General features: G+C 60.5%; 19 protein-coding genes. 14 read left to right on the top strand and 5 right to left on the bottom strand.

From position 1 onward, the window contains the following. Window positions 1–3: 3 nt before the first annotated feature. The gene (locus PQ627_RS02330) at window positions 4–1221 is read left to right on the top strand and encodes an alpha/beta hydrolase family protein (RefSeq protein ID WP_274258201.1); all 1218 of its coding nucleotides are present in this window, start codon (window positions 4–6) and stop codon (window positions 1219–1221) included. Here PQ627_RS02330 and PQ627_RS19995 read toward each other — a convergent pair. Beyond that, window positions 1190–1456 carry a helix-turn-helix domain-containing protein gene (locus tag PQ627_RS19995; RefSeq protein ID WP_443192738.1) on the bottom strand — a complete coding sequence of 89 codons (267 nt, stop codon included), beginning with the start codon at window positions 1454–1456 and terminating at the stop codon, window positions 1190–1192. The two genes, PQ627_RS02330 and PQ627_RS19995, sit on opposite strands and share 32 nt — an antisense overlap. A 198-nt stretch (window positions 1457–1654) precedes the next feature. Here PQ627_RS19995 and PQ627_RS02325 point away from each other — a divergent pair, with 198 nt between their 5' ends. Beyond that, window positions 1655–2158 carry a hypothetical protein gene (locus PQ627_RS02325; RefSeq protein WP_274258200.1) on the top strand — a complete coding sequence of 168 codons (504 nt, stop codon included), beginning with the start codon at window positions 1655–1657 and terminating at the stop codon, window positions 2156–2158. On the opposite strand, the gene PQ627_RS02320 is transcribed toward PQ627_RS02325, so the two are convergent. Further along, window positions 2112–2435 (bottom strand): ArsR/SmtB family transcription factor, encoded by a 324-nt coding sequence (locus PQ627_RS02320; protein WP_274258199.1) that lies wholly within the window; start codon window positions 2433–2435, stop codon window positions 2112–2114. The genes PQ627_RS02325 and PQ627_RS02320 overlap by 47 nt on opposite strands. Before the next feature lie 180 nt (window positions 2436–2615). On the opposite strand from PQ627_RS02320, the gene PQ627_RS02315 reads away from it, so the two are divergent. From PQ627_RS02315 to PQ627_RS02260, 12 genes are all read left to right on the top strand, one after another. Next, complete coding sequence (locus tag PQ627_RS02315; RefSeq protein WP_274258198.1) at window positions 2616–3509, top strand: sigma factor; 894 nt, start codon at window positions 2616–2618, stop codon at window positions 3507–3509. Between the two features lie 834 nt (window positions 3510–4343). Further along, window positions 4344–5366 carry a C40 family peptidase gene (locus PQ627_RS02310; RefSeq protein WP_274258197.1) on the top strand — a complete coding sequence of 341 codons (1023 nt, stop codon included), beginning with the start codon at window positions 4344–4346 and terminating at the stop codon, window positions 5364–5366. A gap of 509 nt (window positions 5367–5875) precedes the next feature. Next, entirely contained in the window at window positions 5876–7531 is a 1656-nt protein-coding gene (locus PQ627_RS02305; RefSeq protein ID WP_274258196.1) for a DUF6119 family protein, read from the top strand. A 109-nt stretch (window positions 7532–7640) separates the two neighbouring features. Beyond that, window positions 7641–7928 carry a hypothetical protein gene (locus PQ627_RS02300; protein WP_157372120.1) on the top strand — a complete coding sequence of 96 codons (288 nt, stop codon included), beginning with the start codon at window positions 7641–7643 and terminating at the stop codon, window positions 7926–7928. A 6-nt stretch (window positions 7929–7934) separates the two neighbouring features. Beyond that, entirely contained in the window at window positions 7935–9350 is a 1416-nt protein-coding gene (locus tag PQ627_RS02295; protein WP_274258195.1) for a type IV secretion system protein, read from the top strand. After that, the gene (locus tag PQ627_RS02290; RefSeq protein WP_274258194.1) at window positions 9343–10824 is read left to right on the top strand and encodes an SCO6880 family protein; all 1482 of its coding nucleotides are present in this window, start codon (window positions 9343–9345) and stop codon (window positions 10822–10824) included. Before PQ627_RS02295 ends, PQ627_RS02290 begins: the two co-directional genes overlap by 8 nt. Before the next feature lie 185 nt (window positions 10825–11009). Then, the gene (locus PQ627_RS02285) at window positions 11010–12275 is read left to right on the top strand and encodes an ATP-binding protein (RefSeq protein WP_274258193.1); all 1266 of its coding nucleotides are present in this window, start codon (window positions 11010–11012) and stop codon (window positions 12273–12275) included. A 488-nt stretch (window positions 12276–12763) separates the two neighbouring features. Then, window positions 12764–14074: a type IV secretory system conjugative DNA transfer family protein gene (locus PQ627_RS02280; protein WP_274258192.1), complete on the top strand. Its 1311-nt coding sequence runs from the start codon at window positions 12764–12766 to the stop codon at window positions 14072–14074. After that, entirely contained in the window at window positions 14071–14571 is a 501-nt protein-coding gene (locus PQ627_RS02275) for a hypothetical protein (protein WP_274258191.1), read from the top strand. Before PQ627_RS02280 ends, PQ627_RS02275 begins: the two co-directional genes overlap by 4 nt. 83 nt (window positions 14572–14654) lie before the next feature. Next, entirely contained in the window at window positions 14655–15803 is a 1149-nt protein-coding gene (locus tag PQ627_RS02270) for an ArdC-like ssDNA-binding domain-containing protein (protein ID WP_274258190.1), read from the top strand. 51 nt (window positions 15804–15854) lie between these two features. Further along, complete coding sequence (locus PQ627_RS02265) at window positions 15855–16361, top strand: single-stranded DNA-binding protein (RefSeq protein WP_274258189.1); 507 nt, start codon at window positions 15855–15857, stop codon at window positions 16359–16361. A 100-nt stretch (window positions 16362–16461) separates the two neighbouring features. Then, complete coding sequence (locus PQ627_RS02260; RefSeq protein ID WP_274258188.1) at window positions 16462–16743, top strand: hypothetical protein; 282 nt, start codon at window positions 16462–16464, stop codon at window positions 16741–16743. A gap of 20 nt (window positions 16744–16763) precedes the next feature. Here the strand turns inward: PQ627_RS02260 and PQ627_RS02255 are convergent, their stop codons facing one another. The 3 genes from PQ627_RS02255 to PQ627_RS02245 are packed head-to-tail and all read right to left on the bottom strand — an operon-like array spanning window position 16764 to window position 21215. Further along, the gene (locus tag PQ627_RS02255; RefSeq protein WP_274258187.1) at window positions 16764–17297 is read right to left on the bottom strand and encodes a hypothetical protein; all 534 of its coding nucleotides are present in this window, start codon (window positions 17295–17297) and stop codon (window positions 16764–16766) included. Window positions 17298–17316: 19 nt separating this feature from the next. Then, complete coding sequence (gene mobF / locus PQ627_RS02250; RefSeq protein WP_274258186.1) at window positions 17317–20877, bottom strand: MobF family relaxase; 3561 nt, start codon at window positions 20875–20877, stop codon at window positions 17317–17319. Next, window positions 20874–21215: a hypothetical protein gene (locus PQ627_RS02245; RefSeq protein ID WP_274258185.1), complete on the bottom strand. Its 342-nt coding sequence runs from the start codon at window positions 21213–21215 to the stop codon at window positions 20874–20876. The genes mobF and PQ627_RS02245 overlap by 4 nt, the downstream gene beginning before the upstream one ends. Window positions 21216–21497 lie beyond the last annotated feature (282 nt).

Genomic DNA, 21497 nt, shown 5'->3' with positions numbered 1-21497 from the left:
ACGGTGCTGCTGGTCTCTAGACGAAATGCTGTTGGTGCAGGACTGATAACGGCGTCGCTTGCTGTGCTTGCCTGCTTCGGTGGTGCGGCTTACTTTGCGCGCCAGGTTGTTGTGCCGAGATTCAGCCGGCGAGAGGATCTGTGCGTTCGATCCGTTCACTCCAGTGATGACGGCCAACTCTTGATCGAACTTCCCGCTACGACAAGCACCATGGCTCCAGGGCAGTACAGCTATTGGTTTGGTCAGGGGACTGGCCATGCGTGCCTGGGGCCAGTAGTTGAATCCATTCCCGGCAGAGGATCAGTCACGCGCGTGGTGGAGCGTGTGGACTCAGGGCAACTTGAACGTGCCACCCCTGGTATCTGGAGTGGATATGTGTACTCAGAGCCGCATCAACTTGGCCTGCCCTACCGAGACGTTGCAATTGCAGTCGAAGGCGGCATTGCCCCGGCCTGGAGGTTCGACCCGCCGGAGGCTGCCAGTGCCCATGGAACCTGGGCGATCCACATCCACGGGATGGGCGGCAGGAGGGCAGGAACGCTGCGTGGCATACCTGTCGCTCGGCGTCTGGGACTGACGTCGCTGGTTGTCTCGTTTCGAAACGATGGCGACGGCCCGCCGTCGTGCGATGGGAGGTACCGGCTCGGCGAATCCGAGTGGCGCGACGTCGAGGAAGCTATCAACTATGCCGTCGCCGCAGGTGCCGGACGCATTGTGATCTTCGGATGGTCATTGGGCGCAGCTTTAGCCCTTCAAACGGCGGCCTTGTCATCGCATGCTTCTCGAATTACTGGATTGGTTCTCGACGCGCCCGTCTTCGACTGGCGAACGACCCTGCGAACGAATGCGAAGGCGGCAGGGTTTCCCCGGCCACTCGTTCGACTGGGCTTCACCGTCCTACAAACCAAGGCCCTTCGGTGGGTGACTGGCCTTGCCGAACCGATCAATCTCGATGCCATGGATTGGCTAGCGCGTGCGGCGGAATTGAAGCAACCGATACTCGTCCTGCATGGAAAGAAGGACGACACCACGCCAGTCGAAGCGTCCAAGCAGGCGGCCGCCCTCCGGCCGGACCTCGTCAGTTTGGTGGAGTTTGAATCAGTAGGCCACTCTTTGGAATGGAATGCTGATCCATGTCGATGGGAGCAGTCGGTCGAGGACTGGCTGCACGGCCTAGCTTCGCTGGACCCTAGTCCAGCGCAAGCGGCGGTGCAGTCGTAGGAGGCATTTGTAGTGAGTATTGGGCGGCAAGATCGATGAGTTGGCTCTCAACGAGCGAGGCTCGGGCGGAGAAGCGGTCGCCGTCGAAATCTTGAACGAGGCCGGCTGACTCGAGTATGAGGAGATGACGCCGAATTGTGGCCGTGGATGTCCGGAGCTCTGAGGCCAAGACGGTAGGGGTGGTCGGTCCACTTCTGATCAAGAAGCGAAGAATCTGAGTGCGTGTTCGGTTCATCAAGATGGATGTCGACATGCAAACCACGCTCAAAGTTCGAAATTGATTCCTGTAGACGGGTCTACAGCAATCAGGATACGCCCCGAGTGGTCCACGCAACAGATTCGAGCTGCAATTGATTGTTTCGGTATGGCGCTCGCGGAATACTGATGGCGAAGGAGCTACATCCCTAGGCGGTAGACGATCGAAAGGTGGAGCATGCCAGCGACAGACGCAAACCGTAACGGTGAGCTACCGCAGGCAACGCTCGCGCGCCGGTTGAATCTCTTGCTCGACGTCGTTGTTGCCGAGAGGGGTTCGCCGGTCACCTTTAGGGAAATTGAGGCCGGCCTCCAAGCTCGAGGCGTCAAGATTTCGCGGGCCCGCTGGTTCTACATGAAGGACGGAACGGGGCGCTTGGTGAGCGATCCACAGTTGCTCACCGCCATTTGCGAGATGTTCGACGTCGATCCCTCCTATCTACTGAACGGCGTCGAGGGGGATATTCCAGAACGGATCGACTCGCAGCTGGAGTTCGTGAAGTCTTTGAGAGCGGCCCGGGTGAAGACCTTTGCCGTCAGGACTTTGGGGGATGTCTCGCCGGAAACGTTGCGTGCTATCTCCGAGTATCTGAATAAGGACATCGATCTCCACCCGCATGGTGAGAGGGCGGCGGCTACTCCTCCAGGACATACCGAAGGTGAGCGTCCAGCAACTCCTTGATGCGAGTGGGATTGGCTGAGTAGCGAGGGGAACGGCCGTGGCGCCGGCCGGCGGGAACATCGACGACGATGGCCCCAACCTGTTCCAAGGCAACCAGATGCTTGGCGACACTGGGCTCTCCGGCGCTCACGGAATCCACGATGTCGCCGCGCGTGGCAGGGCCGAACGTCGTGAGGAACCTCAGTATCTCGTTTCTGGCCCTGTTTCCGAACGTGGCCACGGCTGCCTCGACATCGGGCGACCAAGCGTCGTCGTGAGGCTGCGTAATCCGTGGCATGGCTCAATTCTTACCGAACAACATGAAAAAAGTAAGAAGTGCACTCTTGACGATACTTAAAGTATCTTCGACAATACTTTTTAGATGCTTCGATTCTTGGTTCGGTTCAGCCGGCCATGACCACGTCGCTGCAGTGCGGCGAACGTCTGTGAACTCCAGCTATTTGAAGCGGTGAGGGCGATGAGCCTGAACGACAACGTTGAGCAAGCCGAAGAACTGCAGTCAGGGCCCGGGGTGGTAGACATCTCCCTAACGCGTCCACCCGACCCGACACTGTCGGTATCTGTTGACCAGATGATGAGCGCCGTCGAAGGGGTGCGGCGATACGTCGTCTCCCACCTTGCCCATATCGGACGTGCATGCGACGTCGACGACGTTCTGCAGGATATTCGTGTGGCGGTCTGGGATGGAGTGGCACGGGGCCATTACCGCCAACTTCCCGGAGTTCCGTTTGAAGCATGGGTGCAGGGCGTGACATCCAATATCTGTGCCGCCCATGCTCGCCGCGAGCTCACCCACAAGACCCTGCCTCTATTGCTCGACCCCACTGGCGACGAGGTTTCGGGATCCTGGGGACAGCTCTCAGCAATCCTCATTGCTCAGGACAACCCTGAAACTCAGAAGATTATCGACCAAGAGTGGGCGGTCATGGTGCTTCAGTTGACTCGCGAGGCCGTATCAGCCCCGACGTGGCGTATGGCCGTTGAGAGCCTCACCGCACCCCGGCAGTACGCCCTCCCAACCCAGCATGACCGCCGTCGTTGGAACGCAGTCACCGCGGTGCGACAGACCGCGAAGACTATCAGTATGGCACTCGATGTCGCCCCAGGCAGCATCAACGACATCGGTCAGCTCTGTCAGCGTGCTGTTGAATGCCTGCCAAGTGCCCTGTTGCGCGCTGTCGCCAAGGCGATCGTTCTTCCCGAGATTCACGGCCCGGAACGGCAAGCTGCGATTGCCCGATTGGCGCGGGAGCTCGGCGTCAGTGATCGCTATGTTGCTGTGCAGATTGGCACTGCAAGGCGTCTCTACCAAACCGCTTGGCGGGTAGTGCGCACGGCGGCCTCGTTCTGATTCTCGGCGGCCCTTCCTTGCAGTTGACGACAAGTGCCTCTGGAAGTGGTGAACCATGAGCATTCGAAGGGCAAACGGGATTCGGACGCGGTTGGGTCGCTGGGTCTCTGGAGTGACGGTCCTTCTGGTTGTCGGCTCATTGGCCCTGCTGATCGCGCTGCCGTCCAAAGGGCCGGCAATTAGTGCGCCGGATTCTCCCGTAGCTTCGGCTCCAGCGCCGAGGGCGTCAACGGCCCCGCCACGGCCCCCAGTTCGCCCCTCGGGAACGACGAAGCCGTCGGATGCTCCACCTGCACCTAGGCCAACGGACTTTCGCGCAGTTGCTTCGGCCACTGCCGAGGCTATCTACACCTGGGATACGAGAACCTCGTCCTATTCAGAGGTGTACGGCCGGATGCGAGATCTATGGGTACTGCTCCCGGATGGTTCCAATCCATGGTCTGTCCTGGTTCAAGAGTTCGAGGCTACGGGTGTAAACGCTGGATCCTTTGCGACTCTGACGGGCGAGGGCGCCTTCCGTGAAGCGAAGTCGGAGTCATTGACGTGTGACGACCAGCTGATCAAGGTACGCGAACGACCTGTTCCGTGGCCAGGTCTGCATGTGTGCACCGTGCGACTTTCTGTCGAGGACCACACCTCTGCGAGTACCAACTCGTACTCCGCGCCTGTCAGTGTCATGGTCAACTGTCCTCCAGCACCGACAGCACCTGCAGATCGTTGCGTGATGGTCGCCTTCTATGCGTCGTCCAGTCGGATCGTTTACTGATGCCTCATCCTGGACTTGCTGTCGTTCCCGTGCGACGACGCACCCTTAACAGGTTTCTCGGAGCGTTCATGGCTGTTGTCGCGCTCGCATTTTCTGTCGTCGCCAGTGCGGTTGCCGTTGTTTTGGTGGGGGATCGTCCGACGGCGGCCGTCGCCTGCGTCTCTGGCGCTGATGCTGGTGATGTGCTTGACCTTCCCGCCGGCGGTGGAATCGCCGGGCTGTCAGCGGCACAGACACATGTTGCCAGCAGCTACGTTTCGGTCGGCAAGGGGCTCGGCTTGCCTCGTGAGGCGTTGGTTACTGCCATCATGATGTCACTACAGGAGTCGAGCCTGCGGATGTTGGCCAATACCAGCGTCCCCGAATCCTTCAACTTTCCGCATGATGGCGTTGGGAGCGATCACGACTCCGTGGGGTCGGCTCAGCAGCGACCAGCCGCTGGCTGGGGGAGCGTCCAAGACCTGATGGATGTCGCCTACAACGCTCGTGCCTTCTATGGAGGGCCGGCAGGACCCAACCATGGAAGCCCTCGTGGCTTGTTGGATATCCCGGGATGGGCCTCGATGAGCAAAGGCCAGGCTGCCCAAGCTGTGCAGGTTTCGGCCTTCCCGGAGTTGTACGACCGATGGGAGCCGCAAGCGGCCGCAATTGTGGACGCTCTTAGTGGGGTTGAACCGGCTCCTGCATGTACGAACGCGCCCGTTGCGAGCCCTGACGTCGCCTCAGCTGAAGGTCTGAGTCAGATTCGCCAGGACATACTCCACTTCACCAAGATTGGCGTGGGAGGCACATATGTCTGGGGCGGCACTGCATTCAAGGCGTGGGACTGTTCCGGATTCGTGCAGTGGATCTATCGGCAGGTCGGAATTGAGCTACCGCGAGTGGAGCAGTGGCGCGTCGGGCGGATGACATCGAACCCCCAAATCGGTGACCTGGTGGTGCAGAATCCACAAGGGCCATACAACTGGGGCCATGTTGGCATTTTTGCAGGCAACGGCATGATGTACAGCGCGCTAAACCCTTCGGTCGGAACTCTTCTACACCCAATCGATTGGAACACCGGTACGGCATACTTCGACTTGCTAGGCTGAGCAAGCGGCAGGCCCGCCAATAAAGTGCTTCGGCTCTTACTCGCGACAGGTTGCATTTCGCGAACCATAAGGCCTGAGCTGATACATTCGACAGTTACGCAAGGCCCTAGGTGACTAAAGCATCCTCACTCCCTCTTCGGCCATGGTTGGAACTGCCTCCGCATCGAGCCACACCTGAAAGTGGCTTGATTCTCATGAATCAAACCTTCTCAGCCGGACCAGTCGTTGGTCTGCACTGCCCATATCGACAATTCTTGTTTGGTTCGAGCATCTGTAAACAATCGTTGTCACCTAGTAAGCCCCACCCGGGAGGTTGCTCTTGGGAAGCTTGGCCATACTCGATGTGCGGGTCCGGCAAGAACCCGTCTTTGAAAAGCTGAGGCCGTTCGTGTTCGTAATCTTCGAGATCTCTCATGCGATAGAGTCACCTCTCGCTACATCGAGCCGTATAGTTTAGACGAAATATCTGTTGAAGCTTTTTTGAGACCGGGGGAATCTTGAGATTAACTATGTACCTTTTGCGTGAAGGGGCTTCGGCGGACAGCGAATCGCTCCGAGCCTCATCCAAGTGGACGGAAAGCGAAGTGACCTCGTCTGACACCTCAATCAAGCAGGTGTATTTGGTTGCGGGCCCCAAGAGGACGCCGGGGTGGCTGGCGGACTTGAACCTGCTGGCTGACGTTCAGGCGGCAGACGACGATGACGACGGGTTGGAGACTCGAAGCCTGGGTGCAGTTGTGTTCGTCCAGCGCTCGGACCGTATTGTCGCCGTTACGTTTGGGACTGGTTACCATGCACTCGATCCGGCTCACATAGAACGCGGCTTTGGGCTGAGGGTCGCCGCGAACATGGTGGCGGCTAGACAGATACGTGGTGTTCAAACCAGGGGCATTGCAAGCAATTCTCGCGACCAAAAGACCTTACTTCCAGTTGATGGAGAGTTTAGCGAGTTGAACGTTGAAGTCGACGAAGACTGGCTTCGGCAACTGTCTGGTAAATCGGCGGATAGGGAGTTCGCTTCATCGCTTTCCGGGTCGGACTCACTCACGGTTTCGTTGCCAGACTTCTCGTTCTCTTTGATTGGGGACAAAGTAGAGCGGGTACTTGAAGTTTACGCAAGCAAAGACTATGAAAAGAAGTTCCCGTTCCTAAATCAGGTAACGCCGGTAGATCGTAGCGACCCCGTAATTCCCAGTTTGGATGCACTCGCGGCGGAGCAGTTGCGGAAGCAGGATCCGACGGTTGCCTTTGCAGCGCCGGACCCCTTCGAACGGGAGGATCCGGATCGATATGAGCTGACTTGTTCATATGACGGAAGGTTCGCTATTGCAGATTTGGATACGGCCTCAGTCTTCAGCATCATAAAAAAGCTGAACAAAAAGAAGAGTCCGCTACACGATGTCCGCGTATACGCGCTGGATGCCGATGGCAATAATGTCGATCGTGTCCATCCACTCAAGGATTACGTGCAAACGGAGGTTACGCATGACGGGACTGACTTTTTATTGTCAGCTGGCTTGTGGTTTGCAATTCATAAGGATTTCGTCAAGCAAGTAAACGCTCAGATTGCGGCTATTCCTGATCTTACGGAGGAGTTGGACCTGCCTCGGTGGAAGAGTGCTGAGCTCAAAGCCGATTCGTCCGATAAGACCTCGGAGGGTTCGTATAACAAGCTCGTTGCTTCCCAACGCGGGTATGTACTTCTTGATAAGGATCTCGTCTACTTTGGACCCCACGAAAAGCTTGAGATAAGTGATTTGCTGACCCCGGACGGTGAGATGCTCTGCGTCAAGGCCGCATCCAGTTCGGCAACACTTTCGCACCTCGTCGCACAGGCTGTGGACAGTTCGTCTGCCTGGGGTGACCCAAAATATCAAAAGATGCTTACCCGCGCGTGGGAGGAGATTGAAGGCAAGGATGCTGTCCCTCTCGACCGCGGCGATGTAACTTTTGTGCTGACCATCGCCACGTCAAAAGCAGGTGCGCTCAGCGATAACCTCTTCTTTTTCACAAAAGTTCAGATTGCTAGTTGTCTTAAGCTGGTTACCAGGGCTGGCTTCAAGGTTGCTTTGGCCAAGATCGAGATGGATGAAATCGAGGTGAAGAAGGTAGCCCGGAAAAAGAAGTCCGACGGCGACGAGACGGCACAGGAGGATGCGGCCTAGATGAGCACCGTTTCGTCTTAGGTAGTCATGTCGTCCCTTCCCTCTCCATCCATGAAGTCGTGAGCCCAATCAGCTCATTCCATTGGAAGACGACTGGATGGAGCACCAGATGTTTCTGGCAGCGGTGGATCCTGGGATCACACCAAACGCGAATTTCCCTTTCCTTGAGTCGTTGAAGCAGATCGGCGGGGGCATCCTCGTCGGGGCCTTCATCGTCATCGCCATCGTGGCGATTATCGGAGCCGCGATGCTCCTGGCCGGCAAGCTGAGCCAATCGTCTCGGCTCGCGTCCGGCGGGGGAGTGATCCTGTTGTGGACAGGTCCGGTCGCGGCCATCCTCGGCGGGATCAACGGTTACATCCTCTGGTCACAGACGGCATTCCCGCTCGGTTTCTGAATCACCATGCCTGTCGATTGCGACCTCAACGGCTGGTGGCCACCAGGATGCGGACTCGTCTCCCAAGCCAACGATGGCGTCCAAGGCTCCATCACGGCCATCTTCGCGAACGTCCTGCAGAACATCGCGTCATGGATGTGGGGCTTCATCACGGGCGCCTTCACAGTCTCGGACGTCGACGACTCCCAGTGGACGGCCATCGGTGGACTCACCAACTGGTGGGTCATCGTCATGCTGACGCCACTCGTCGTCGTGATGATCCTGCAGTTACTGTCCGGCCTGATCAGCCAACAGCCGCGCCGTCTGCTGCGGGCTCTGATCGGCGGAGCCGCGGCAGTGCCGCTCGTGGCTGCGGCCGTCTACGTCGTCCGCCAGCTCACCAGAGTCAGCGATGAGGCGTCGGCTGCCCTTCTCGAATCCACCGGTACGGATCCCTACGTCGTGTTCATGCGCCTCTTCGGGTTCGAACGTGCCCCCGCAGGGTCAGAGCGGGAATGGAACGTCATCTCGCTCGCGCCCGGCAACCAGGGAGGTGCCGTCGGCGGAGCAATCGTCACCGCCATGGCAGTGATCGTGGTCTGGATCCTTGCATTCATCCTCATGTGCTCCATGATCTTCAGGACCTTCGCTCTCGCGGTACTCGCCGCTGTCGCCCCGGTGGCGTTGATGATGCTGCCGTGGGAGAAGTCCAAGGCATGGGCGGGACGGTGGTGTGAGATTGTTGTCGCGCTGCTCCTTGCCAAGCCTTTGGCCGCGACGGTCCTAGCGACCGCCATCAAGCTGTTTGCGGATTCCGAGTCCTTCGCTGGTCTGGCCGCGGGAACAGTTGGCATGGTTTTGGCCTGTGGAGCACCCCTTATGGCGCTACGACTCGTGAGCTTTGCCGGCGGAGAACTGGCCGCGGCAGCGCAGACCGCTGGCGGCGGACATGTCCTCGCGAGGAGCAGCAGTATTGCCACTCGCCAGATGAGCCGACAGCTCGGCGGCAGGCTTACGGTCGCGTCGTTGATGGCTCGGTCTTCGATTACGAAACCCATTCAATCCGGTCGCCGGGACATCCCGACGAGGGTGCTTCCGGCTTCCGTTCCAATTCCAAGAAGCCTGACAAGTACGACGACGGTACGCGCCCCGGGTGGCAACAGCACCGGTTCCGATCGGCTGGCTTCGCAAGAGAAATCCGATTCACGCAGTGACGTAATCCAGGGCCACGTTGTTTCAGATACCGGCGGCCGAACGACAGCGGCCCAAGGACCGCGAACCGGCGCCGGTCCCCGCGCAAGCGGTTCAACACCAGGACCCAATCGCGCTCCACGAGTCCCCGAAGTAAGAAACCCCAGTAGCGCACTGCCGACGTCGAACCTACCGCCAATCAAGCGGCAACAGACTTACCGCCCACAACCACCGGAAAAATCCAATGAGTGACGATACCCGGGCGCTCGAGCCCGTCAAATTTCCAAGGTACGAACGCCGTGGCATCTTCATGGGCCTGAAGTGGTACCAGCTTGGGTTGGTCGCCACGGGGGTACTCGCGGCGATCATCGCGTCAGCAACTGGCGGCCCCGTAGGCCTCGCAGCCACGGCTCCAATGTGGCTTTCGTTGGTCCTTGTCGGAATCCTGCAGTACTCGAGGATTCCGTATCCGATCTGGGGCACGTTGATCGTGCTGTTTTTCGTCCGGAGTGTTTTGGGACAGGCAACGTACCTTGTTCGTCCTGAGCGTCCCATCAAGGCAGGGCAGCTCGCGCTTCCGGGAGGACTGGGCAACCTCAAACTGCAGCCGCTCAGTCGAGGTGAATGTGTTGTGCTCGACCCGCAGGGCCGGGAAGCGGTCATTGTGCTCCGGTGCAGCACCCGCTCGTTCGCACTGCTGGACGATGACGATAAGGCGTGGGCGGCGCAGGCATGGTCTAGGGTGCAAGCCGGGTTGGCTCAGCGGTCGGACATCGCGCGGATGGCAGTCCAGGACTACACCGTTCCCTATCCGTCGTCTGCGCTGCAGGACTTCTATGACCGGACCGTTCCAGCTGCAGACAGCGAGCGCAGCTCGTGGGGTAAGACGGCGTACCAGGATCTGATCTCCGCGGCCGGGTCGGCGATGAGCCACGATGTCTTGCTTTCGCTGGTGGTCGACACGTCCAAGTCTCGTCGCCGGATCAAAGAATCGGGCGGGAAGAAGCACGGACTTGAGCGGCTGCTGAGGCTTGAAGTCGCCGCGATAACAACGTCGCTATCCAGCCATGGAGTCAGAGTTGAAGAGTGGTTGTCTGAGCCGCGCCTGCTCGAGGTCTTCAGGGGCGCATTTGATCCGGAGACCGTATCGAAGCGATCAGGCAGGCTGGGCGCCAGTGAGCAAAGCAACGCGACGGACTCCTTGCGACACAGCTCGGGTCCGATGGCCGTTGAAGAACACTGGACCTACCTCCGAACTGATTCTGGTTTTCACCAGACGTTCTGGGTTGCTGAGTGGCCGCGTCAGAAGGTGTATCCCGGGTTCCTCCATCCTCTCGTCTACGTGGGCGATTTCCGGCACACCGTCACCCAGGTTATTAGGGCAGTTCCCACCCTTGAAGCCCTGCGCGACATCCGCTCTGCCCAGGAAGCGCATGAAACCCGCCGGCGGATCAATGCCCGGTTCGATCGCCCGACAACCCGTGAGCAACGGGCCGAGGAAGAAGAAGTATCCCAACGTGAGGAAGAGATCGTCGCGGGGCACGGTGATGTCCGACCGACGGCGTTCGTCACCATTACCGCTGCGACGCTGGAAGACCTGGCCCGGCATCGACATGAACTCGAGTCGGCAGCTGCGGGAGCATTCGTAGAGCTTCGTCTTCTTGCTGGACAGCAGTGGGCGGCGTTCATTGCCGGAGGACTTCCCTTGGGACGGGGTTTGCGATGAGGGTCAACGCTCATGAGGTGAGTTACACGCCGTCGGGCACGCGCGCGGACCGGAAGGCCGAACGGCGAGCCAAAAGCGATAAGCCCGGCCGTGGGATGCCTCGGTCTCAGCGAGAAACGGAACTGGAGCGGCAGAGTGACCGCGAGCGCCTTTTCGGTGATTGGGGAAGTGGCGACGCTCATTCGTTGTGGGGGCCACACCGCCTGCGGCCGGCGCCGCATCGTGCGTCGACGCTGACGTTCGCCGCGGCCTATCCGTTTATCACCGAATCGGGCCTGGGCCACGAGGGGACGTACATCGGAACGGACGTTTTCGGTTCGGGTGCATTCTCCTACGATCCCTGGATCCTCTATGACAAGGGCATCATCAGCGGACCATCCATCGTCGTCATCGGGACCGTCGGCACGGGCAAGTCAATGTGTGGCAAATCGTTGGTGGCGCGCTCCATCACCCTCGGCCGCAAGGCCGCCGTCGCATCCGACCCGAAAGGCGAGTGGGTCGGCGTCGCTGAAGCTGTTGGGGGCAAAGTCATTTCGGTGGGGCCGGGCAGGTCCGCGAGGGTGAATCCACTGGACGCCGGACCGCGCCCGAGCTCACTCAGCGATACGCAGTGGCACGCTGTGGTGCGGCAGCGTCGGAGGCAGTTGCTCGTGGCTCTTGTCTCCCTCATGAGGCAAGGGACCCCACTACATCCCGTGGAGCATACAGCTCTCGACATGGCGTTGATGGAGACCACCGCCGAGAATTCCACGCCGACCCTTCCCATGGTGCTCGACCATCTGCTCAACCCTTCGAGAGAGACACTGGACTTCGTTGGGAAGGAAGGCGGCGTTGCCGTCAGCCACTCTCTCAGGCGGACCGTTTCGGGCGACCTGGAAGGGATGTTCGACGCGCCGTCCACGGTGGCGTTCGACGCCGACGCCCCCATGATGGTCATGGACACGTCTGCCTTGATAGGTGCTTCGGAGCAGGCGCTGTCCTTGGCGGCTGCCTGTAGCGCCACCTGGCTTGAGGCTGCGGTGACAAACCCCGACGGCGGCAAGCGGCTTGTGGTGTACGACGAGGGCTGGCGGATGCTCGCCGATCCGTACATGTTGGCGAAGATGAGTGAGCAGTGGCGGCTCGCCCGCACTTATGGGATCGCGAACCTGTTGATCATGCACAAAGTGGCGGATCTCAACGAGATTGGCGACAGTACGAGCGGTCATCGTCAGAAGGCACTGGGCCTCCTAACGGAAGCGGACACCCGCATCATCTACCGCCAGAAGCATGATGCGATGCGACTGACGAAGGAAGCCCTGGGTCTGACGGAGGCGGAATGCGACCACATCGAGAATCTGCCGAAGGGCGTTGGGCTGTGGAAGGTGGGGAACCGTTCATTCATCGTGGCGAACCGCGTGACGACTGACGAGCTGGAAGTTTTCGGCACTGACGATCGGATGCACCTGTGAAAACGCGGGCGGGAAGCACGAGTCCGATGGTCTCAGTGGGTCTTTGGTTGGTCGCTGGGTACGTGGCCTTTTGCTTCCTTGTCCAGGAGGCGGCCGCTGTGAACACGCCGAAGCAGTGCGGCGGTAGGCCGCCGTCGTTCTTCAATCCGACGGCGGGCGTGGGCTTGCTGACTGGTCGCCCTGAGTGGATCTCAAGATCCATAGGCGACTGCCGTGCTGATGTCGTGGCAGTCTGGTGGCTCGTGGGCGTTGCACTCGTGATGGTAGCTGCGCTCGCCGTCGGAGGTGTCCTCACCTGGCGGATGTGGAAGCAATCCGGTGCGTGGTTGCGGCAAGACATCTTGAGTCGGGACGGAGTGGCCGGCAGAGCGGAGATTGTTCGGGACTTCGGGGCCAGGGCGGTCCGGCGGCGAGGCCAGTACACGCGCCCGGGGCTGGGCAAGCCGAGCGTCCATGACGTTTCCTGGACGCTCGGGCGCTCGCGGGGAGTGACCATCCATGTGTCGACCGAGGAGTCGATGGTCATTCAAGGTGCGCCCCGGTCGGGCAAGGGTTTGTACGTGGTAATTAACGCGATCCTTGACGCGCCTGGAGCTGTAGTGACGACCTCCACGCGTGCTGACAACCTGGTGGTGACCATGCGAGCGCGGAAGTCTGAAGGGCGGCCCGTCACAGTGTTCGATCCGCAGGGGATGTCGGGGCTGCCGTCGACGCTTCGCTGGTCACCGGTTCGAGGATGCGCCGACCCGGACATCGCTACTCGCCGGGCCCTGGTGATCACTGCCGACACGGAGATGAAGGGCGAGAATGCCGCGTGGCAGAAGCGCTCGCTCATTGTGTTGCAGTGTTTGCTGCATGCTGCCGCGTTGTCGGGCGGGCGGGTTGCAGCCTTCCGCCGTTGGTCCTCCAGCCCGGTTCTGGCGCGGGAAGCATTGGATGTACTCGCGAGCCCTGCAGCGGCACGTGGATGGCAAGCGGACTTGATGGGAATCCTGGAGGACGATCCACGCAACACCTCGAACTCCTGGATCGGGGTCTCGGCTGCGGTTGCACCTTTGTCCTCGCCAAGGGTGATGGCTGCTCTTGATCCGCAAGATGAGGAGCAGGAGTTCGATCCCAAAAGCTTCATCAGGCAACGGGGGACTCTCTACCTGATTGGAACCCGCTCCGGAGCTGCGGCTGCCGGCCCCTACCTATCTGCGCTCATCGATGACATCGACAATGCGGCCCGTGAGATGGCTTTCGTGTCCGCCGGCGGGCGGTTGGATCCGCCGCTGTCTTTCATTCTGGACGAGATCGCGAATCTGTCCCCTTGGCCTGGTCTTCCGGTGGTGCTGTCCGACGGCGGCGGCATTGGCATCTCGACTCTAGTTGTGCTGCAGTCCCTTTCTCAGGCGCGAAGCGGATGGTCGATTGAAGAGGCCGCCACAATCTGGGATTCGGCGATCATCAAGGTGATTTTCGGAGGTGGGTCTGACGAGCGTGATCTGCGCTCGCTGGCGGGGTTGCTGGGGGAGCGGAGCCTGATCTTGAGCACACGGTCTTGGTCGTCGCAGGGTCGGCAAGACGGAGAGCAGATTCGGGAGAGTCCGGTGATTCGGCTGGACGAGATCCGTCGCCTTCCCGTTGGGACCGCTCTCATGCTGGGTCGGCGGACGCGGCCTATTCTTCTGGATCTACGTGATTGGCATAAGCGTAAGGATGCAGCCGAGCTGAGGCGTTCGAAGTTGGAGACCGAGCGAGAGCTGGCCGCTGGCCATCTGAGCCGGCAAGAAACGAACAGCGAGGCTGACTTATGAGCACCCAGGCAGATGATGCCGATTTCGAGGTGGGGCGGGTGGCGGACTTGGATGATGACCTGACGGCGGAGCTGTTCCGGTCATCGTTTCAGCCGTCGCTTCGGAACATAGGGGTAACGCACCGCTGGCGCGACATGTCCTCGCAGCAGGCGGAGGCTGCGTGGCAGAGCCTTTACGAATGGGTGCGATGGTTCGTTGGCGCCTATCAGCTGACGACCTCCGTTGTGCCGGATTGCTGGTGGCGTCATTCCGAAATTGTGGCGGAGCTCTATTCACTCCAGCGTGCTGAGCTGGCTTCATTCACCTCTGACGATTCCGGCTTCGGTCCGCTGGCCTTCCACGAAAGGCTCCCACACGCCGTCGAACGTCTCCGCACCCACACCAGAACGGCAGGTTGCGTCGGTTTGCAAAGCCACAAGGAACCTCTTCTGCGTGTGGTGCCATTGGACGTCGATTTCGAGACCTGGAAGTCGGGTACTCATCAGACCGGTGGCTGAAAGTCATGCGGTTCATGGCGGGATTCGTCATGGATGAGTGATTCCTTGTCATGCCGTTTCGAGAAGTACGAAGGGTGGCTGTCGTGGCCCCTCAAATTGAAGATGGTCCCGCCGTTGGCACGCACGCTGAAGCAAACCCTGGCGCTCGCATGTCGCCGGAGGAGCGCATCGCTTCCCTCACGGCGGGGCTTCACGCGGCTCTCGAGGAAGCCATCGAATCGCCCGCTCGTTGGCAGGTCTTACTGGACGCTTCTGCGACCCTATGGCGATACTCCGGAGGCAACGTCGCACTCCTGATGATGCAGATGGCCCAGAGGGGAACCGATGAACCTTCGCTGGTAGCTGGATACAAGGAATGGGCGCGGCATGGAAGGACTGTCCTCCGAGGCGAGCATGCGTTGTGGATCATCGCTCCACGGACGGCATCGATGCAGGAATTGCGTTTGCCCGACGGGCAACGGAAGCTGCTGCCGTTGAGCCAGGCTGCGCCACCGGACGCCGTTGCGACCGGCAAGAAGAGCGTCGTCACGGGATGGCGCGGACAGGCGGTCTTCGATGTATCGCAAACTGAAGGGATGCCGCTGCTGGTTCCTCGAGCGGGTCAGCAGTCTGACGTAGATGTGGACGAACTTTGGCGATCGCTCACCGAAGTCGCTGGGCAGCATGCATTCAAGCTGGACGTCTCGCGCTCGCAGTACGGACTGACGAGCGGATTCACCGACTTTGCGGAGCGCCGGATCCACGTCGGCGCCTGGATGAACCCGGAGGAACGCGTTGCAGTTCTGGCCCACGAGCTGGGGCATGTCCTGCTTCACGGGCCGGAAGACCGCGTTGGACAACTCTATGGCAGCAGCATGGATCACCGTGGCTTGGCTGAGGTCGAGGCCGAGTCTGTTGCTTACACGGTTCTTCGCGCACACGGCATCGATCGCTCAGCGCGGTCAGCGAGTTACCTGGCGGGCTGGGCCGATGCCGTTATCAGCGCGGAGAAGGATCTGCGGCACGACGCTTTGGATAGTCGGGTGCCTGCCTCCCGGGTGGACATCGCCAAGTCCGTTCTGGGGCGGGTGACGGCGGCGACCAAAGGGATACTCGCGGTTTCGGATCCTCCTGGATTTGGCGGAAAGGTCGCCATGATCGAGGCCGACCGCCGAGTCGTGGACGTGCCGACGTATGCCGGCGTTCCTGGACCTGGTGCGTCGATGCGCGGTCCCGAATTGGCTGGGCCTTGAACTTGGTAGGTGTCCGATGGGATCGGCTCGTCGGCTAAGGAAGGAACAATCATGAACACGAAGATCCTGATCACCATTGCGGGCAATCTAGTCGCAGACCCTGAGCTCACCATTGGTGAATCGGGGACTCCGCACGCAAAGCTCCGCGTTGCTGTCAACCAGCGAATCCAGAACCCCGACGGAACCTGGCGGGACGGCGAGCCTGTCTTTCACAACGTCTCAGCGTTCCGGATGCTGGCTGAGAACGCCGCATCCTCGCTCAAGAAGGGAGACCCAGTGATGGTTTCCGGAGAGCTGGAGTTCCGGGCGTACGACAAGGACGGTGAACGACGAGAAGCCCGGCGAATCATCGCTGACACGATTGGCCCGGACCTCCGTTTTGGGACCGCGACGTATCAGCGGGCGGCCCGTCCGGTTGTCGAGTCCGAGGCCGTGGTTGAGGCGACAGGCCCGGAAGCTACGACGGCGACGGGTTGGCCGGTTTACAACGTGTCCACGAAGGGTCCGGTGGTGACATCCCCTTTCGGCGGAGTGCGGACCAATGACATGACGATATGATGCGGTCTTCGCTGTTGCTGGCCCACGTCTGCTCCTGGAGCGGCGTGGGCTTTCCTTTGTCGCCGTTCGATGATTCGAATATATGTTCTAATCTTGCTCTATGAGACCGAAGCAAGACTCAGCCGCCTTCGCCCGAATGTTGGCCCAACTGAACGCCGACAGCCAGCACCCTAAGCCGGACGACGGCAAGATCATCGAAATGGACCTAGGCAAGCAGCCCTTGGTTCGTGTCAACGAGATCTACGGACGCGCGATCAAATACACGAGGTCTTATGGGCTGATCGAGTGGGTCGATGACCAGCGCATCTACCACGTTCAGTGGTTTCCGGCCGGGCAGGTCAAGCGCGTGGACCAGGAGTCATGGAGAGGACGGCCGCTATAGAGCCAACCTGTCCCGTGGACTCAGCTCGACTGCTTCAGCGGTCTGGTCCGCACGAGCGGCGCCCACGCCAATACTTCGTCGCTGCTGATTCGGTAAGTTGAAGGCCAGGGAGCTCCAGGCTTGATCTGTCGCGGATCTGGTTTGATGAGGAGTACGGATCCGGGCCAGACAGGTTCGGCGAGCGCTTCGATCCAGGCCGGCTGGACGTAATCGAAGCGGTTCCAGTGGATCGTAGTCCACGTTCCGGTTGGCTGTACCTCGTCGACGGACAGCAAGGTGACTTCAGTGGTCGTCACGCCCGCTTGCCTGAAGCCTTCGAGCAGTCTCCACTTTTCCCGAGTAGCGCTTTCCCAGCGCCGCAGCGCGCGGATCCGATGTGTCCATGTAGCCACGAGAATGAGAGCCGCTGTGCCCACTGGTACCACCATGAGATTGGAACCGGTCAGCGCGGCCGTAAGCCCCATCAGCGTCGGGGCAACGGCGATCGTCACGGCGCTCAGGACTATCAAAGCGGGTGTGGCGATTCTTGGCTTCAGGACTGGATTGACTTGCATGCCTTGCTCCGTTTCCAGTTTAAAGCTGCCAGCCACTGCTGGTAAGACTTTGTTGTGTCGGTATCCACAGGGAAGAGGTGGCAGTTGAGGACAAAGCCAACCCGTGATGAGCGCTGACTGCTGAGTCAAGGAGCTGTTGCCATTGCGTGTGTTGTTGCCATTCCCAGTCGGCGGGCGCGATTCCAAGGGGAATTGAGGAATCGGAGATACCCCAGCGGTCTCGGTAGACAGCGACTTCGCGAATCAAGGTCGCCAGCTCGTAGCCTTCGGTAGCTCGCCCGAGTTCTTCGATAAGTGCTGTCTTCCATTCAGGGTCGTCCGTCAGGGCAATCCGGGAGATTTTCTCCGTTCGCGCGCTGATCCGGCGGCGGACCTGTTGAAGCATGAAGGTGAGATCTTCGCGGACGTTGACGAGCCGCTCCGACATGGGGTCAATAGCGGCCCGGGGTATCAGGGAAGAGAACTGGCGGAGCCGTGAGTGCGTCACTGCTGCGGGGTCCTCGGCGGTGGCATCCGACTCGAGGGCTTCGGAGAGAACGCGCTGGGCGCCAGGGCGATTGTGGTTGTTTGCTTTGCGCCAGGCAGCGACGGCTGCGCCCCACGCTGGAGATCCCTGCATCTCGTTTGCGCGTCCAGGCGACAACGCTTCGATGGACCTGCCCAGATCCAGTCCCGCCGCAATTTGGGCTAGGTAATCGTACTCCCGGTTCAGGAGTTCGAGGCTGTCCGAGTGGGAGTGTTCGAAGTCTCGAACCTCATGGGCTGTACGTTCGGCGCCCTCTGCCGCCAGGACATCTCCGAGGACCGATCTCCAGCTTGCGCGTGAGCTGGGGTCGAGGATTTCGTCTTCGTCTGGGTCGTTCTCGCTGACGTAGGCGTTGTTGGAGTGCCGGCCCCTGGTCATGCTCACGTAGAGAAGCTCGCGCGTGAGGCGACCCGGAGTGACGACCGTGTGCGCTGTATCCACTGTGAGACCTTGCGAACGGTGAGCGGTTGTCGCATAACCCAGCTCCAGCGAAGCTTCAACGTACATGCTCGTCAACACGACCATGGCTCCGTTGTTCTTGAGGATGGCGCGGACAGAGCCGTGGCTATCAACGGACACGACTTCCATGAGCGTGCCGTTGCGAATAAAGGCTCCGTGGTCGTCACGAATGGATCTGTCATTTCGTCGAGCAATGACCATGTCGCCGCGTCCTGCATGAAGCCCGTCCCGCAGAAAGACCGTGCGCTCGGCATCGACATCTCCCAGACCGATACGGTCGGCTTGGGCTCGTTCATTGAGCATCCCGACGGTCTCGTTGTCAGGTGCAATGAGCACCGAAACCCGCCCGGCAAGAACGTCGTCATGCCATCCGGTGTAGGCGCGATCGACCATCTCCATGTAGGTGCCGTGACAGATCCGGTCGTGCTGCTCGTACTCACTGACCGCAGCCAGGTGCCCCTCTCGCAAGGCCAAAGATGCGGCCCTCTCCCAGGGATTCGTGAAGCGCCAAATCGCGCTCAAGCGGGCGGCTTTCCCTTGCCGGTCCAACCACCCAAGGACGCCGCCAGCATCGATGGAGTCAAGCTGGGCCGGGTCGCCAACCAAGAGAATTTTGGCCCCTGCCTCTCCGGCCTGCCGGACCAGGGATGCCAATTGAGCCGTCGACACCATGGACGCCTCATCGACAATCACCAGCTGGTTGCGTCGGAACTGCCATTGACTTTGCTCGGCGGCCAACTGCGCCACCTTTTGTTCCACACAGGCAACGCCAGGACGGCCGCCGGATCCATTCCGTAGCCACGCGTCCGCTGCGAAGTAACGACTCGCCCGCTCGCTCGCCCCAGAACCAACTGACTCATGCAACCACTTCGCCACATTCTCCGTCACCATCCCCAACTCAAGCCCAAGAACCTCGGCGCTCGCAGCCGCCGGCGCCAAGCCCACAACGCTGCCCGCACCAAAAGTGGCTTCCCAGGCCACCTTCACCGCTCCCAGCGTTGTCGTCTTTCCCGTGCCGGCCGGACCTACGATCGCGTCCAAGCAATGGGAGCTCAACAAGACCTGCGATGCTGCAGCCCGTTGGTCATCCGCCAGTTCAAAGCCAGCGTCGCTTCTGTAAGAGGCGAGTGCCTCGAAGGCGGGCTCGACTGCTAACGTCGGGCCGCCGTCGTCGTTCGCTGCTGCCAGCACCTCATCCTCGAACGCGAGCGTCGCCGCGTCCGTGTAGAGGCGCGATCCGTGGAAATCGAAGACGCTGCGGCCGGCGAAGCGGAGGTCATCGGTAGCGTCAGTCGGGAGGGTGTACCGGTATTCGTTGAGTGGCACGGATTGGTGCTCCGCTTCGGTGGCCACAGCCTCGATCATGGCGTTTCGGTCCGCGGGGGAGACGCAACGGATCTCCGCGCAAACCCGCTCGCCCTCAGCGATCAGGTTCCAGCGGTTCCAGGTGGAGCGTTTGGCTGCCACGCGCTGTCTCGTCAGATGCCCGACGGCGGCAATCCAGTCCGGGGCTACGTCACCGACGCGAAACGGGCGTGAGCGCGAGCGGCGCACCGTGGAGGCGACCACGGTTTCCGGAGCGAAACCACGGGTTTTCGCCCGTTCCCGCCATTGAACGGAGAGCTGGCGAAGGGGAGTGGGCGCTGAGTCTTTGGGCGCGCGAGTGGAGAGGGTGGCCTGCTGGCGCAGCTTGACGACGGTGGTGGCCGACGGCGGGCTCCCATGATTATCCGTCCATTCGCTGACGAGCCGATCGGTTTCGACGTCGATGAGCCTGGAGCGGTTGGAGAACTCGCGAACGAGTGCTTCCGGGATGCCGGTGAGTTGTTGGCTGGGGTTGTGGCTGTTTTGTGCCGGGATGCGGATTTCGGTGTCGGTGCCGAGATTGGCTTTGAGGGCGTCGAAGAGTAGGCCGTTGTAATGTTCGCTGGCTGCGACGACAGCTTTGTAGAGGCTTCGGGAGTCGAGGGTGGTCCAGGCGTTGTCGGTGATGCGCTGGACTCTGTTGGCGATGACGACGTGGGTGTGGAGTTGCGGGTCGCCGGCGCGGGATTCCCAATGGTCGAATGCTGCGGCGATCACGCCACGGGTGCCGAGATGTGCGATGCCGTTGCGGCCGGAGCGGGTGTTGATGACTCGATCCTCTAGCCACTGCAGGGATGCTTCCACTGTTTCGTGGTGGGTTTGGAGAATCTGTTCCTGTAGGTGCCTGGGGCTGAGTGCCCAGAGGGCTGAGACGGACTTCGGGACGCTGAATGTGAGGTCGAAACCGGCGACGGCGTGCTTGGTATTTGGCTGGCCTGTGGTCTTCTCCGCGACCGGTGGGTGGCTGTACGGTCGGCCCAGAGGTCGGGTTGTGTCTGGGTGGGTGGCGTCCTGGAAGATTGCCCGTGCGTCGGACTCAGTGACTTTCTCGCCGGGTTTGCGGCTGATGCCGGGCAGGCCACTGCCGATCCATTGGCCTTGGGGCGTTCCCGATTGTACGTAGTAGCTGATGCTGTCCGGGGGAGTAGTCGCGGCGTCATCGAGCATGGTGGATTTGAACAGGTAGCTAAGCCCGGACTTCACGGAGAGGCGGGCGATTGACATGGTCATGCACGAAGCGCCCCGGTCCTGCTCTTGCTCGGCAGCCAGCCCCTGCGACGGAGGATGCCGACGGTTGTGGGGTCGAGGGCGACGCCCTTCAGCTTCGAAACATGGACCAATGCCGCGGCGACGTGTGCGAGGTCTTGGACGTTAGTGCGCTGGGCTCGTTTGAGGCGGAGGACTTCGTTGTGGAGGAGGCCGTTCCTGGTATCGAGTTCGTCGTAGATGGCGTGGAGACGTTCGAGCTCGGAGGACTGCGATCGCAGCTCGGTGGTGAGGCGGTCGATTTGGTCCTGGCAGTCGCTGGTTTTATTGCGCTCTGTCGCTGGCGGGTTCTTCTTGTTCACGACCGTTCATGGCAAAGCCGCTGCCCGTGTGCATGACGATCCACGTCAATCCTGGAATACCGGACCTTGGATGCCAGAGGTGTGAAGGCACAGGCGGACCGGGCGAAAACGAGATTGGCGTGAGTGAGGGGTCTTCTCAGCGGGGGGGTAGCGTGGGTCTGAGTCGTTTGCAGACGCCAGCCAGCATTTGTGCAAAAGGCTTGCGCAATGGATTATGTGCTGGCCATCAGCCGACCGTGCTGCTTTGCGCCAGCGACGGCAATGGGACATGTGGAAAAGACG

This window comes from Paenarthrobacter sp. AB444, from assembly GCF_028736865.1.
In the GTDB taxonomy this organism is placed as follows: domain Bacteria; phylum Actinomycetota; class Actinomycetes; order Actinomycetales; family Micrococcaceae; genus Arthrobacter; species Arthrobacter nicotinovorans_B.
The sequence above is the reverse complement of the archived record's forward strand: the minus strand, read 5'-3'. Positions and strand labels throughout refer to the sequence as shown.